General features: G+C 54.6%; 16 protein-coding genes and 1 tRNA gene. All 17 read left to right on the top strand.

Annotated features, from left to right (window positions below; translation table 11 throughout):
• Positions 1–95 precede the first annotated feature (95 nt).
• The 17 genes from sucC to FCN80_RS27245 all read left to right on the top strand — a co-directional run bounded on the left by sucC (position 96) and on the right by FCN80_RS27245 (position 14545).
• Positions 96–1262 (top strand): ADP-forming succinate--CoA ligase subunit beta, encoded by a 1167-nt coding sequence (gene sucC, locus FCN80_RS13685; RefSeq protein ID WP_136990721.1) that lies wholly within the window; start codon positions 96–98, stop codon positions 1260–1262.
• Positions 1262–2131: a succinate--CoA ligase subunit alpha gene (gene sucD / locus FCN80_RS13680; RefSeq protein WP_136990720.1), complete on the top strand. Its 870-nt coding sequence runs from the start codon at positions 1262–1264 to the stop codon at positions 2129–2131. The genes sucC and sucD overlap by 1 nt, the downstream gene beginning before the upstream one ends.
• A gap of 856 nt (positions 2132–2987) precedes the next feature.
• Positions 2988–4556 carry a cytochrome ubiquinol oxidase subunit I gene (gene cydA / locus FCN80_RS13675; protein ID WP_136990719.1) on the top strand — a complete coding sequence of 523 codons (1569 nt, stop codon included), beginning with the start codon at positions 2988–2990 and terminating at the stop codon, positions 4554–4556.
• 16 nt (positions 4557–4572) lie between these two features.
• The gene (cydB, locus tag FCN80_RS13670; RefSeq protein WP_136990718.1) at positions 4573–5712 is read left to right on the top strand and encodes a cytochrome d ubiquinol oxidase subunit II; all 1140 of its coding nucleotides are present in this window, start codon (positions 4573–4575) and stop codon (positions 5710–5712) included.
• A gap of 15 nt (positions 5713–5727) precedes the next feature.
• Complete coding sequence (cydX, locus tag FCN80_RS13665; RefSeq protein WP_136990717.1) at positions 5728–5841, top strand: cytochrome bd-I oxidase subunit CydX; 114 nt, start codon at positions 5728–5730, stop codon at positions 5839–5841.
• Positions 5838–6134, top strand: a complete 297-nt coding sequence (ybgE, locus tag FCN80_RS13660) for a cyd operon protein YbgE (RefSeq protein WP_170975392.1) — start codon at positions 5838–5840, stop codon at positions 6132–6134. Before cydX ends, ybgE begins: the two co-directional genes overlap by 4 nt.
• 312 nt (positions 6135–6446) lie before the next feature.
• Positions 6447–6851 carry a tol-pal system-associated acyl-CoA thioesterase gene (gene ybgC / locus FCN80_RS13655; protein WP_136990716.1) on the top strand — a complete coding sequence of 135 codons (405 nt, stop codon included), beginning with the start codon at positions 6447–6449 and terminating at the stop codon, positions 6849–6851.
• A 5-nt stretch (positions 6852–6856) separates the two neighbouring features.
• Positions 6857–7534: a Tol-Pal system protein TolQ gene (gene tolQ, locus FCN80_RS13650; RefSeq protein WP_230492666.1), complete on the top strand. Its 678-nt coding sequence runs from the start codon at positions 6857–6859 to the stop codon at positions 7532–7534.
• A 14-nt stretch (positions 7535–7548) separates the two neighbouring features.
• Positions 7549–7971, top strand: a complete 423-nt coding sequence (tolR, locus tag FCN80_RS13645; RefSeq protein ID WP_136990714.1) for a colicin uptake protein TolR — start codon at positions 7549–7551, stop codon at positions 7969–7971.
• 54 nt (positions 7972–8025) lie between these two features.
• Positions 8026–9201 carry a cell envelope integrity protein TolA gene (gene tolA / locus FCN80_RS13640; protein ID WP_136990713.1) on the top strand — a complete coding sequence of 392 codons (1176 nt, stop codon included), beginning with the start codon at positions 8026–8028 and terminating at the stop codon, positions 9199–9201.
• 140 nt (positions 9202–9341) lie between these two features.
• Positions 9342–10637 carry a Tol-Pal system beta propeller repeat protein TolB gene (gene tolB, locus FCN80_RS13635; protein WP_136990712.1) on the top strand — a complete coding sequence of 432 codons (1296 nt, stop codon included), beginning with the start codon at positions 9342–9344 and terminating at the stop codon, positions 10635–10637.
• 43 nt (positions 10638–10680) lie between these two features.
• A complete protein-coding gene (gene pal / locus FCN80_RS13630) occupies positions 10681–11193 on the top strand; it encodes a peptidoglycan-associated lipoprotein Pal (RefSeq protein WP_136990711.1) in 513 nt (170 codons plus the stop codon).
• A 9-nt stretch (positions 11194–11202) separates the two neighbouring features.
• Positions 11203–12006, top strand: a complete 804-nt coding sequence (gene cpoB / locus FCN80_RS13625; RefSeq protein WP_136990710.1) for a cell division protein CpoB — start codon at positions 11203–11205, stop codon at positions 12004–12006.
• A gap of 180 nt (positions 12007–12186) precedes the next feature.
• Positions 12187–12262 (top strand) — tRNA-Lys (locus tag FCN80_RS13620).
• A 265-nt stretch (positions 12263–12527) separates the two neighbouring features.
• Positions 12528–13739, top strand: a complete 1212-nt coding sequence (locus FCN80_RS13615) for an integrase domain-containing protein (protein WP_136990709.1) — start codon at positions 12528–12530, stop codon at positions 13737–13739.
• Between the two features lie 162 nt (positions 13740–13901).
• Positions 13902–14066 (top strand): ArdC-like ssDNA-binding domain-containing protein, encoded by a 165-nt coding sequence (locus FCN80_RS27445; protein ID WP_373880336.1) that lies wholly within the window; start codon positions 13902–13904, stop codon positions 14064–14066.
• Positions 14063–14545, top strand: a complete 483-nt coding sequence (locus FCN80_RS27245; RefSeq protein ID WP_306767880.1) for a zincin-like metallopeptidase domain-containing protein — start codon at positions 14063–14065, stop codon at positions 14543–14545. The genes FCN80_RS27445 and FCN80_RS27245 overlap by 4 nt, the downstream gene beginning before the upstream one ends.
• Positions 14546–14672 lie beyond the last annotated feature (127 nt).

The following is a 14672-nucleotide window of genomic DNA, read 5'->3' as shown; positions in this document are numbered from 1 at the left end:
GACACCGTATCCGTTTTTGCCCCCGGGCAGTACGCTTTCATGGTGGCTGGTCGTACCCTGCCGCTGACATTCCCAGACAAAGATGGATTAACATCATGAATTTACACGAATATCAGGCAAAACAGCTGTTTGCTCGGTATGGTCTGCCTGCCCCCACGGGGTATGCCTGCACGACGCCGAGAGAGGCCGAGGAATCCGCCTCGAAAATCGGCGCCGGTCCCTGGGTGGTGAAATGCCAGGTCCACGCGGGCGGTCGCGGTAAATCAGGCGGCGTGAAAGTGGTTAACAGCAAAGAAGACATCCGCGCTTTCGCCGAAAACTGGCTGGGCAAACGCCTGGTAACCTACCAGACCGATGCCACTGGGCAACCGGTCAACCAAATTTTGGTGGAATCCGCCACGGATATCGGCAAGGAACTTTATCTGGGCGCGGTGGTGGATCGTGGTTCGCGCCGCGTGGTGTTCATGGCGTCCACCGAGGGTGGTGTGGAAATAGAGAAAGTCGCCGCCGAAACTCCCCATCTTATCCACAAAGTCGCGCTGGATCCGTTAACCGGACCGCAACCGTTCCAGGGCCGGGAACTGGCCTTTAAATTGGGTTTGTCCGGTAAGCAAATCAGCCAGTTCACCAAAATTTTCATGGGCCTGGCCACATTGTTCCTGGAGCGTGACCTGGCGCTGGTGGAAATCAATCCGCTGGTGGTGACCAAAGCCGGTGATCTGGTGTGCCTGGACGGCAAGCTGGCGGCGGATGGCAATGCCTTGTTCCGTCAACCGGAATTGCGCGAAATGCGCGATCCGAGCCAGGAAGACCCCCGCGAAGCGCATGCCGCGCAATGGGAATTAAACTATGTGGCCCTGGATGGCAATATCGGCTGCATGGTGAACGGCGCCGGTTTGGCGATGGGTACCATGGATATCGTCAAGTTGCATGGCGGCGCGCCGGCCAACTTTCTCGATGTCGGCGGCGGCGCGACCAAAGAGCGGGTTACGGAAGCGTTTAAAATTATTTTGTCCGATGAAAACGTCAAAGCGGTATTGGTGAATATTTTCGGCGGTATCGTCCGCTGCGATTTAATTGCCGAGGGGATTATCGGCGCGGTGGCGGAAGTCGGCGTCAATGTACCGGTTGTCGTGCGTCTTGAAGGCAATAATGCCGAGCTGGGCACCAAAACCCTGGCCGACAGCGGCCTGAACATCATCGCCGCCGCCAGTCTGACAGATGCGGCTCAACAGGCCGTCGCCGCCGCGGAGGGAAAATAATGTCCATTTTGATTGATAAAAACACCAAAGTCATCTGCCAGGGCTTCACCGGTAGCCAGGGAACCTTCCATTCCGAACAAGCGCTGGCCTACGGCACCAAACTGGTGGGGGGCGTAACGCCGGGCAAGGGCGGGACCGAGCATTTGGGGCTGCCGGTGTTTAATACCGTGCGCGAAGCGGTGGAGAAAACCGGCGCCACCGCGTCGGTCATCTACGTACCGGCGCCATTTTGCAAAGATTCCATTCTGGAGGCCGTCGACGCCGGCATCGAACTGGTCATCTGCATCACCGAGGGTATTCCAACCTTGGATATGCTGGTGGTCAAGGCCAAATTGGAACAGAGCGGCACGCGTATGATAGGCCCGAACTGTCCAGGCGTTATCACGCCGGGGGAATGCAAAATCGGCATTATGCCGGGTCATATCCACAAGCCCGGCCGGGTCGGCATCGTTTCCCGCTCCGGCACCTTAACCTATGAAGCGGTAAAACAAACCACCGATACCGGCCTGGGCCAGTCCAGTTGCGTCGGTATCGGCGGCGATCCCATTCCGGGATCCAGTTTCATCGATATTCTGAAACTTTTTGAACAAGACCCGCAAACCGAAGCCATTGTCATGATAGGTGAAATCGGCGGCAGCGCCGAGGAAGAGGCGGCGGCCTATATCAAGGATCACGTGACCAAGCCCATGGTGGGCTATATCGCCGGAGTTACCGCGCCTAAAGGTAAACGGATGGGCCATGCCGGGGCGATCATCGCCGGCGGCAAAGGCACCGCTGATGAGAAATTCGCGGCGCTTGAGGCGGCGGGGGTGAAAACCGTCCGCAGTCTGGCCGAGATAGGCGAGGCGCTGAAAACATTGCTGCCGTGAATATCCGCCGTTGTCCCAGGCGAAATCGGTCATCACTACTCTAAATACGCCAAGTTGCAGCGCGGCGGCAAGGGAGCGGGCGCCGCCAACCAAGAGGCAACATGAGGTATGACGAGGAAAAAACCACCTGCGGGTGGTTTTTTTGTCTATAATAATATTTCTGTAACATTTAGAGTAAATTGATACTACATTTAATACATCTGCCGACAACCTGGATAGACAATAACAATGGTGCGATAACCTTTATAAATAATACCGGGTGGAAAGGGAAACGTACCAAAGGTATTTTTCAAATGTTAGTGCGTTAGGTGATTATTAATTACAGATTTTTAACATCACGTTCATTATTGGTTAATTAGAAAAGAAAATTTAACACCACTCGCAAAATATTGCTTTAAATCAATGAATTTTGATTGGCGTCTGGTAATGATATCGCCATAATTTGCGCTATCTCAATATTCCGGCGTGGCCCGCGCCAAGCGGGTTTTGATCGGGATGTCATTTCCCGAGCGGGGTCACGAAAAAAGTTATTTATCCTGAGGAAATTGAGGGGTACTATGTGGATTGTAAAAATCTTGAGCGTCCCGTTTTAATAAAACCGTTCCCGATTTCCCGTTTTGATGCTCTGGCGCGGGTGTTATGCCGGGTAAACCGAGGGTCGGGAAAATTACATACTCTAAATAATTCAAGTTGCATCGCGGCGAAAAGCGAGCGAACGCCGCCAACCAAGAAGCAACGTGAAGTATGACGAGTATCAACTTGTCATTATTCACTGCGGATTGTTGCGTGGCCTCGATATGCCGAAGCACCTGATTACCGCACGTGGGAGCCATTCCGCGATGAGCAAGGAGTCAATATGTTTGATGTCGTCGAACTGTCACGGTTGCAGTTTGCCTTAACAGCCATGTACCACTTCCTGTTTGTGCCGCTAACGCTGGGATTGTCGTTTTTGCTGGCCATCATGGAAACGGTATATGTCCTGAGCGGTAAACAAGTTTACAAAGACATGACCAAATTCTGGGGCAAATTGTTCGGTATCAATTTTGCTCTGGGCGTAGCTACTGGTCTGACCATGGAATTCCAATTCGGAACCAACTGGTCCTATTTTTCCCATTATGTAGGCGACATTTTTGGCGCCCCCCTGGCCATTGAGGGGCTCATGGCCTTCTTCCTCGAATCCACCTTTGTCGGCCTGTTTTTCTTCGGCTGGGATCGTCTCGGCAGGAGCCAGCATTTGGCGGTCACATGGATGGTTGCCCTGGGTTCCAATCTTTCCGCGCTATGGATACTGGTGGCGAATGGCTGGATGCAAAATCCCGTCGCTTCGGCTTTCAATTACCAGACCATGCGTATGGAAATGGTCAGTTTCGCCGATCTGGTACTCAATCCCGTGGCGCAGGTGAAATTCGTGCATACCGTGGCCGCGGGCTATTGCACCGGCGCGATGTTCGTTCTGGGCATCAGTTCCTACTACTTGCTGAAAAAGCGCGACTTCGCCTTCGCCAAGCGTTCCTACGCCATCGCGGCGGCATTCGGCATGGCGGCGGTGCTGTCGGTCATCGTGCTGGGCGACGAATCCGGTTATGAAATGGGCGATGTGCAGAAAACCAAACTGGCCGCTATTGAAGCGGAATGGGAAACCCAACCGCCGCCGGCCGCATTCACGCTGTTCGGCATCCCCGATCAGGCCAATGAGCGGAATAATTTCTCCATCCAGATCCCTTATGCGCTCGGCATTATCGCGACCCGCTCCATAGACCGCCCGGTGACCGGTATCAAAGAACTCATGGCGCAGCATCAGATCCGTATCCGCAACGGCATGAAGGCTTATGCGTTACTGCAGGAGTTGCGTCAGGGCAATGCCGCTCCGTCAGTGCTCAGCCAGTTTAATCAGGTCAAACAAGACCTGGGCTACGGTCTTCTGCTCAAACGTTATACCGACAACCCGGCCAACGCCACTGAAGAACAGATCCAGAGCGCGACCCGCGATTCCATACCCCGCGTGGCGCCGCTGTATTTCTCGTTCCGTATTATGGTGCTTTGCGGCGTGCTTATGCTGGTCATCATCGCGTTGTCCTTCTGGTCCGTCATTCGCAATCGCATAGGCCAGAAACGCTGGCTGCACCGGGCGGCGCTGTATGGCATTCCCTTACCCTGGATAGCGGTGGAGGCCGGCTGGTTCGTCGCCGAATATGGCCGTCAGCCTTGGGCCATCGGGGAAATATTGCCCACCGCCGCCGCCAATTCCACGCTGACGTCGGGTGATATCCTCTTGTCCATGGGGCTTATTTGCGGGTTGTATACCTTGTTCCTGGTGGCGGAAATGTATCTGATGTTCAAGTATGCGCGTCTGGGACCGAGCAGTCTGAAAACCGGTCGCTATCATTTTGAACAGCCGGCGCTGGCCGTGCAGCAGGCACATTGAGACGGGAGCCTATACCATGTTTGACTATGAAGTATTACGCGTAATCTGGTGGGTGCTGATCGGCGTGCTGCTGATAGGCTTCGCCGTCGCCGACGGTTTTGATATGGGCGTCGGCATGCTGGTGCGTTTTCTTGGCCGCAACGAGATCGAGCGGCGGATTATGATTAATTCGTTCGCTCCGCACTGGGAAGGCAATCAAGTGTGGCTCATCACCGCCGGCGGCGCGTTGTTCGCCGCCTGGCCCATGGTGTATGCCGCCGCGTTTTCCGGTTTTTACATCGCCATGATTCTGGTGTTGGCCTCGCTGTTTTTCCGGCCGGTCGGTCTGGAATACCGTGCCAAAATCGAAGATCCCCGCTGGCGCAATGTCTGGGATTGGGGCCTGTTTGCCGGCAGTTTTATTCCGCCGGTGGTCATCGGCGTCGCATTCGGCAATTTATTGCAAGGGGTGCCCTTTGAAGTGGACGAATATTTGCGCCTGAACTACACCGGCACATTCTTCGGGCTGCTTAACCCCTTCGGCCTGTTGGCGGGTATCGTCAGCCTGTGCATGTTCCTGACCGTGGGCGGCGCCTATTTGCAAATGCGCACCAACGGCGATTTGCTGGTGCGTTCGCGCGGCCTGACCAAACTGACCAGTCTGCTGACGCTCGTGACGTTTTTGCTGGCCGGCATCTGGCTGGTATATGGCATTGACGGCTACGCCATTACATCGGCTATCGACACCAACGCCGTGTCTAATCCGCTTAATAAGGAAGTGGCGCGTCAGGCGGGAGCCTGGATGGTGAAGTATCATCAACACCCGCTGTTGTGGATTGTGCCGGCGCTGGGCGTCGTGTTGCCACTGCTGACGTTCGTTTGCAGTCGCATAAATAAGAGCGCCTGGGCATTCGTTTTCGCGTCGCTGACCAGCGCCTGCGTCATCCTGACTGCCGGCATCACGCTGTTTCCGTTCATTATGCCGTCGGAAACCATGCCCAACGCCAGCCTGACCATCTGGGATGCCACCTCAAGCCTGTTGACCCTCCGGGTCATGACGCTGGTGGCCGTGGTGTTCGTGCCTATCGTGCTGTTGTATACCGCCTGGTGTTACTACAAAATGTTCGGCCGCATCACCAAAGAACATATTGAACAGAACACTCATAGCCTGTATTAAGTAAGGAGCTGAAACATGTGGTATTTTGCTTGGATCCTCGGTACGCTTCTTGCCTGTTCCTTCGGGATCATTACCGCGCTGGCGCTGGAACAATATGAAAACAGCCAGGCGGAGAAAACATCTCAGTGATAAAAATCGTTATCGACCGGCTATACCAGTTGACCGACAAGAGCCCGCTGCGGGCTCTTTCACTTATTCTGGCGCTGGTACTGGCCGGCTGCGTTTTATGGCAGCCGGCGCGGTTTAATGTCATTGCCGGCCCGGCCAATGGCTGGTTCGCGATACTTATCGTTTGGTCGGTTTGCGCCGGGGTCATTCATGGCAGCGGTTTTCGTCCCCGCACAGCAATCTGGCGATTATTGTTTTTACCGTCTTTGGCGTTGCTGGTAATGGCGGCGGCGCTTATCCACGCGTTTCGATAAATAAGCCTAGCGGGCGGGCCCAGCCTGCCCGTTCTGCCTCTTTCACGTCCAAGCGCTGTTTGGGTTCCGCCGGGCAGGCGCCTTGGTCAATGCCCTTAACCCCGCCCAATCGGACGAGGGAAAAGCAGTGATCCGCGTTCTGTCGCAACGACAAGCGACAGCGGCTTTGCCGTCCGGATACGATATTAAAGAGACGATGGGCCGTATGACGGGTAAAACATAAATATTTTCATCTGGCAAAGGGATTTTATTCCAAACGTGATCGGTCTTGCGTATAGTAAGCACCGTCGTATTGCGTTGCCGGGATTTACCGTGAATAACTCGTTATTCCAATGGCCGGTGCGGGTCTATTATGAGGACACCGACGCCGGAGGCGTGGTTTATCACGCCCGTTACGTGGTTTTTTATGAAAGGGCCCGTACCGAGATGCTGCGCCAGCATAATTTTCACCAGCACGCCTTGCTTAGCGAAAATATCGCATTCGTGGTAAGGCGGATGACGGTGGACTATCTCGCTTCAGCGCGTCTGGACGATTTGTTGCTCGTGGAAAGCGAGATCGTTTCAATGCGCGGCGCTTCCTTGACTTTTGCACAACGCATCCTTAATGCCGATGGACAGGCGCTCAGCCGAGCGGATGTCCTGATTGCCTGCATCGATCCTTATCAAATGAAGCCCATCGCGCTTCCCAAGTCTATTGTCGCGGAGTTCAAGCAGTGACTGACATGAACATAGTTGATCTGTTCCTGAAAGCGAGCTTTCTGGTTAAACTGATCATGTTGATTTTGATATGCTTTTCCATAGCATCCTGGGCAATCATCATCCAGCGGACGCGCATTCTCAACTCGGCGAGCCGTGAAGCCGAAGCATTTGAGGACAAGTTCTGGTCCGGTATTGAATTGTCCCGGCTGTATCAGGAAAGCCAGACCCGTCGCGACGCCCTGACCGGTACCGAACAGATTTTCTACTCCGGATTCAAGGAGTTCGCCCGTCTGCACCGGGCCAACAGCCATGCGCCGGAAGCCGTGGTCGAAGGCGCGTCGCGCGCTATGCGCATCTCCATGAACCGCGAACTGGAAGCGTTGGAAACCCATATCCCTTTTCTTGGCACCGTCGGGTCGATCAGTCCCTATATTGGCTTGTTCGGTACCGTATGGGGCATTATGCACGCCTTCATCGGCCTGGGTGCGGTGAAACAGGCCACGCTGCAGATGGTGGCGCCCGGCATCGCGGAGGCGTTAATCGCGACCGCCATTGGCCTGTTCGCCGCCATTCCCGCGGTCATGGCCTTCAACCGGCTGAGTCAGCGGGTCAATAAACTGGAACAGAATTACGACAACTTTACCGAAGAGTTCATCGCCATCCTGCATCGCCAAGCTTTCGCCAGCGATAGCGCCAAGTAGGAGGGAGGTAGAATATGGCCCGTAGACGTGGTCGCAGAGAACTGAAGTCGGAAATCAACATTGTCCCGCTGCTGGACGTCCTGCTGGTGCTGGTGTTGATTTTCATGGCCACGGCGCCGATTATCACGCAAAGCGTCGAGGTGGATCTGCCGGATGCGACGGATTCAAAAACGGTCAGCAGCGACGATAATCCGCCGGTCATCATTGAAGTGTCGGGCGTCGGCCAGTACAGTCTGGTGGTGGATCACAACCGTATGGAGCAACTGCCGCCGGAGCAGGTGGTTGCCGAGGCGCAGGCCCGTTTAACGGCCAATCCCAAAACGATATTTCTGATAGGCGGCGCCAAAGACGTGCCTTATGACGAAATTATCAAGGCGTTGAATCTCCTGCATCAGGCCGGCGTGAAGTCGGTGGGCCTGATGACGCAGCCTATCTGACGGTCTGCGGATGAAACGCGATCTCACTGGCAAATCTGTTTTTGGGAATCGACTGTGTTAAAGGCAACCGAACAGAACGACAAGCTCAAACGCGCCATTATTATTTCGATTGTCCTGCATATTATCCTGGTCGGCTTACTGATCTGGAGTTCGTATCATGAGGATTTCGATAGCAGCGGCGGCGGAGGCGGCGGCTCGTCCATCGACGCGGTCATGGTCGATCCCGGTGCCGTGGTGCAGCAGTACAATCGACAACAGCAGCAGCAAACCGATGCGCGGCGCGCGGCCCAATTGCGTGATAAACAGGCGCAGCAACAGGCAGAGGAGTTGCAGCAAAAGCAGGCTGCGGAACAGCAGCGCTTAAAGGATTTGGAAAAAGAACGTCTGGCCGCGCAGCAAGCGGCGGAGCAACAGAAAGAACAGCAGACCGAGCAGCAAAAACAAGCGGAACTGCAAAAGCAGCAGGCTGAGGCCGCCATTAAGCAGGCCCAGGAGCAGCAGAAGCAGGCGGAGGCGGCGGCGGCACAGGCCAAGGCGGAAGCCGCGGCGCAGGCGAAAGCCGCCGCAGAGGCCAAAAAACAGGCGCAGGCGGAGGCGGCCAAGCAAGCCGCCGCCGCGGCAGCGGCCAAGAAACAGGCTGAAGCCGCCGCCGCCCAGGCCAAGGCGGAGCAAGCCGCGAAAGAAAAAGCCGCTCAGGAGGCCAAGGCAGCGGCTGAACAAGCCGCGGCGGAGAAAGCGGCCCAGCAGAAGGCCGCCGCCCAGGCGGCCAAAGAGGCCAAGGAAAAAGCCGCCGCCGCCAAGAAAGCCGCGGCGGCGGCAGCGGCCAAGCAGACGAGTGAGGTCGATAATCTGTTAGGCGGCCTTACTGACGCCAAAAATGCGCCGAAGACAGGCGGTGGCCCGACTCACAGCGGCAGCAGGCCGGCCGGCGTCGGCAGTAGTAAGCAGAGCGGGGCCACCGGCGCTGAAATCAATAATTATTTAGGGCAGGTGAAAGCGGCCATTGAGCAGAAATTTTATACCGATCCGTCCTACGCGGGCAAAACCTGTACATTACGCTTGAAACTGGCCCCAGACGGCATGGTGATTTCCGTTAGCTCCGAGGGCGGCGATCCGGCGTTGTGCCAGGCGGCGGTATCGGCGGCGAGGTCCGCCAAGATACCCAAACCGCCCAGCGAGGCGATATATGAAATATTCAAAAATGCACCACTTGATTTTAAACCGGACTGATGGGTAAAGAAGTCTAAATGAAGGAGTAATCCTTTAAGATTTAGACTATGTTGACTACCGGGCTTCTGTAGTTATGTTTAAACGATTTGGTTAAAATTCTGCTAAATTATCGAGGCGTATGCGTCGGTATGGGAGATAAAATGAAGCAGGCATTGCGAGTAGCGCTAAGTTTACTGTTTTTATGGGCAACCATACTTCATGCGGAAGTCAGAATAGAAATTACCCAGGGCGTGGATTCGGCAAAACCCATCGGCGTGGTGCCGTTCAAGTGGGTTGGGCCTGGCGAGGCCCCGGCCGATATCGGCGCCATCGTCGCGGCGGATTTGCGTAACAGCGGTAAATTCAATCCTATCGACGTGGCCCGCATGCCACAGCAGCCCACAACCGCGTCTGAAGTCACGCCGGCGGCCTGGACCGCGCTCGGCATCGACTCGGTGGTGGTCGGTCAGATTCAGCCTTCCGCGGACGGCAGTTATGTCGTCAGCTACCAACTGGTGGATACCTCGGGTAATCCCGGCGCGGTGCTGGCCCAAAACCAGTATAAAATCACCAAACAATGGCTGCGTTACGCCGCCCATACCGTCAGCGACGAAACGTTCCAGAAACTGACCGGCATCAAGGGCGCCTTCCGTACCCGTATCGCCTATGTGGTGCAGCAGAACGGCGGGCAATATCCGTATGAGTTGCGCGTGGCGGATTATGACGGTTATAACCAATTCGTGGTCCATCGCTCGCAGGAGCCGCTGATGTCGCCGGCCTGGTCGCCGGACGGCAGCAAGCTGGCCTATGTGACCTTTGAAAGCGGCCGCTCCGCCTTGGTGATGCAGACCCTGGCCAACAGCAACATCCGGCCGATCGCCAGCTTCCCAAGACATAATGGCGCGCCGGCGTTTTCCCCCGACGGCACCAAACTGGCCTTCGCTCTGTCGAAGACCGGCAGCCTGAATCTGTATTATATGGATTTGGCTTCCGGCCAGATTCACCAGGTGACCGACAGCCGCAGCAATAACACGGAACCCACCTGGTATCCCGACAGTCAAACCCTGGCGTACACTTCCGACCAGGGCGGCCGTCCGCAGTTGTACAAAATCAATATTAACGGCGGTAGCCCGCAGCGTCTGACCTGGGAAGGCGCCCAGAATCAGGATGCGGACATGAGCGCTGACGGGAAATTCCTGGTCATGGTCAGCACCGACGGCAGCGGCGCTCAGCATATCGCGAAACAGGATCTGACGACGGGGGCGGTGCAGGTATTGACGTCCTCGTTGCTGGACGAGACGCCAAGCCTGGCTCCCAACGGTACGATGGTTATCTACAGTTCCACCCAGGGACTGGGGTCCGTGTTACAGCTGGTCTCGACTGATGGGCGTTTCAAAGCGCGTCTTCCGGCGACCGATGGACAGGTGAAATTCCCTGCCTGGTCGCCGTATCTGTGATGCATGTGTAAATGTGTATGGCAAACTATAAAAGGAAAATGAGATGCAACTGAACAAAGTGCTAAAAGGGCTGATGTTGGCTTTGCCAGTGCTGGCTGTCGCCGCGTGTAGTTCCCACAAAAGCGCTAACAATGGTGCTGATACCTCCATGGGCGCTGGCACTGGTATGGAAAATGGCGCCGCTAACGGCTCTTCGCCTGAACAGGCTCGCCTGCAAATGCAGGAACTGCAACGGAACAATATCGTCTATTTCGATCTGGATAAATACGATATCCGTCCTGAATTCGCTCAGATGCTGGATGCGCATGCCAACTTCCTGCGCAACAATCCGTCTTATAAAGTGACTGTTGAAGGTCATGCGGACGAACGCGGTACGCCGGAATACAACATCGCCTTGGGTGAACGCCGTGCCAATGCCGTGAAGATGTATCTCCAGGGCCGCGGCGTTTCCGCCGATCAGATCTCTATCGTATCTTACGGTAAAGAAAAACCGGCGGTTCTGGGCCATAACGAAGCAGCATGGGCCAAGAACCGTCGCGCCGTGCTGGTATACTAAGAGAATTGCATGAGCGGTAACTTCAGACGCAAACTCCTCGGTCTGTCGTTGCTGGTTGGCGTAGCGGCCCCCTGGGCCGCTACCGCCCAGGCGCCAATCAGTAATGTCGGTTCCGGCTCGGTGGAAGACCGGGTCACGCAGCTTGAGCGCATCACCAACGCTCACGCCCAACTATTAACCCAGCTACAGCAGCAGATGGCGGATAATCAGCGCGATATCGATTCCCTGCGTGGGCAAATCCAGGAAAATCAATATCAATTATCGCAGGTTGTCGAACGCCAGAAACAACTTTATCAACAGATGGATAGCCTGAGCAGCCAGGGACAAAATTCGGCGAGCCAGCAGCAGGGCGGCCAGCAGCAAGGCGCGGCGCCGGTTGGCGGAGCCTCCGCAGGTAATGATAATGCCGGGCAGACAGCGGGGGTCGGTGCCGCCACAGGCGACGCCAATACCGATTATAACGCCGCAGTTTCGTTGGTGCTCGAAAAGAAACAATACGATCAGGCCATTGTCGCTTTTCAAAACTTTGTCAAACGTTATCCGGACTCGACGTACCAGCCCAACGCCAACTATTGGCTGGGGCAGTTGAATTACAACAAGGGTAAGAAGGATGATGCGGCATATTACTTCGCCTATGTTGTGAAAAATTATCCTAAATCGCCGAAGAGTTCCGAAGCGCTGTACAAAGTCGGGGTGATAATGCAGGAAAAAGGGCAAAGCGATAAAGCCAAAGCCGTTTACCAGCAGGTGATTAAGCTTTACCCCAGTACCGATGCCGCCAAGCAATCCCAAAAACGTCTGGCTTCTCTTTAAATAACTTAGGCCTTATCGCGCGCCAATGGTGTTGGATAAGGCCTGAGTGCTCGAAGAACAGGCAGTCGCACCGCCTGACCGGAAATTTTGGTTGCGTAGACGAAATTAATTAGTAATATATGCCGCCGTTGCCAAGGGAAAGCATTGTCCTCCCGTGGCAGGCAACAGCCGGAATAGGATGGGTCGTTAGCTCAGTCGGTAGAGCAGTTGACTTTTAATCAATTGGTCGCAGGTTCGAATCCTGCACGACCCACCAACATACATTCCTGGGGCATCTTATGAAGTCCGGGGAAGTAAGAAAACCGTATCACTGTCAACAGGATACGGTTTTTTTTCGTCTGTATGCGCCCTTCCGGGTACCGGGGGAGCCGGAGCAAATGGGCCTATGAATGGGCCTATGTCTCCGAAGGTGGAAATCTTGTAGGCCCATTTTGAGTTTTGGGCTGAAATACGTTTCAGAAAATAGAATATTGCACCGCTCCATCACTGTCATTTTCCCCTGATATATAAGGAGTGATTTTATGGCTGTGCTTACCCGCCCTTTGTCTGCCTCCGAAGTCCAGAAGGCAAAACCCGCTGATAAAGATTACGAACTGTTCGATGGACAGGGGTTAACCCTGTTTGTCAGAGTCAACGGTAAAAAAATCTGGCGTTTTCGCTACAAACGTCCCGGTTCGACTGCCCGAACCACTATTACCCTCGGACACTACCCTGCCATGTCGCTTGCCAGAGCCCGGACGCTGCATGCCGAACACCTTACCCTGCTGGTAAAAGGCATTGACCCGAAAAAACAGGAGCAGGAAGAGACAGAGCGTGAAAAGCTGGCGGTGGATAGTCTGTTTATCAACGTGGCGACAAGATGGTTCGCCGTGAAGAAAACAAAAATCTCCGCCGACTATGCAGATGATATATGGAAATCACTGGAGCGTGACGTGTTTCCGACTATCGGACAGACGCCGGTAACTGCGCTGAAAGCCCATACGCTTATTGCCGCTCTGGAACCAGTAAGACTGCGTGGCGCACTGGAAACATTGCACCGCCTGACGCAGAGGATTAACGAAGTGATGAAATTCGCCATTAATACCGGCCTGCTGGATGCCAACCCGGCATCAACCATTGATGAGGCGTTTGTTAAGCCCAGAAAGAAGCATATGCCAACCATTCGCCCGGAACGTTTGCCGGAACTGATGCTGCGGGTTTATACGAGTAACTTGTCTCCGATGACGTGCCTGCTGCTGCTATGGCAGCTTCTGACGCTTGTACGCCCTGCTGAGGCCGCCGGAGCCATGTGGTGTGAGATTGATACAGAGAAACGGCTCTGGACGCTCCCGGCAGCCCGTATGAAGATGAAACGTGAACATCAGGTACCGTTGTCTCCTCAGGCGATGGCCGTTCTGGAACAACTTAAGCCCCTGAGTAAGCATTCGCCATTTGTGTTTCCCGGCAGGGTAAAGCGCTGCCAGCCTATGCATAGTGAAACGGTCAACAAGGCGCTGTGGCGCATGGGATATGGTGGTGAACTGGTATCACATGGGTTCCGGGCGTTGGGCAGCACCACGCTGAACGAGGCCGGATTCCCACCGGATGTAGTGGAAGCGGCGCTGGCGCATGTTGATGCTAACCCCACCCGTGCCGCATATAACCGCTCAACCTACATGGCGCAGCGTATTGAACTGATGGACTGGTGGGGACGGAAAGTCAGCGATACATCTATGGAGATAAAAAGAGTGTAAGAAGGAAAACTATTTTCTCTTCGCCAGTCAAGACATATGCATTGCTGAATGGGTTACATCGCGGTCAGGAAATAATGAAATATCCGTTGCGGGGAACGGGTCCCTGCAACGGCTTATGTGTTTTATGGTTGGGGCATGGGCTGAGCTATTATTTAATGTGTAATGATTAAAGCGGATGTAAAACCGTGGCCCTGCCCGTGGCAGCGCGTATCGGGTGTGTCTGGTCTGCCATCCAATTACGCTACCGGCGTGGCCTACAGCGGGATGAATATCATGCTGCTGTGGTGCAGTGCCTCACCACTGGGATTCAGTAATTCACGGGGATGACATATAAACAAAGTCAGACCGCTGGCGGTCTGGTACGTAAGGGAGAACGCGGGACAAAAGCCATTTTCTACACCACGCTGGAGAAAGAAAACGACGAAGGTGAAACAGAACATATTCCGATGCTGAAAACCTTCACGGTATTTAATCTTGACCAGATTGACGGTCTGGCCACAGAGGGGGTAACCGGAGAAGAAGCACCTGTTGCCTCCTTTGACATGTTATCGCAGGCAGAAGCGCTTTTCCGCCGCAGAGGTGCGAAAATCATCGAGAAGGGGCAGAATGCGTTCTTCATGTCCGCCACGGATGAAATCTGGCTGTTGGAACGCCATCTGTTTAACGATGTGGCTAATTTCTATGCTACTGGCCTGCATGAGCTGGTCCACTGGAGCGGTGCAAAAGACCGCCTTAACCGCGAAATGAAAGGCAGATTTGGCAGTGAAAGTTACGCTTTTGAGGAACTTTGCGTACGGGTTATATAAACCATGTCACTCAGATATGTACATATCGAACATATATGGACACCTATCTAGAGCCTGTTCACCATTTTGTGTAAGTGCCTTTTCTCAGAAGTGACCGTCCAGGCGGTCACCGAATTCGATAATAAAG

The organism is Martelella alba (assembly GCF_005217455.1).
Taxonomy (GTDB): domain Bacteria; phylum Pseudomonadota; class Gammaproteobacteria; order Enterobacterales; family Enterobacteriaceae; genus Acerihabitans.
Note: the sequence above shows the minus strand (reverse complement) of the source record. Positions and strands in the feature narration are given on the sequence as shown.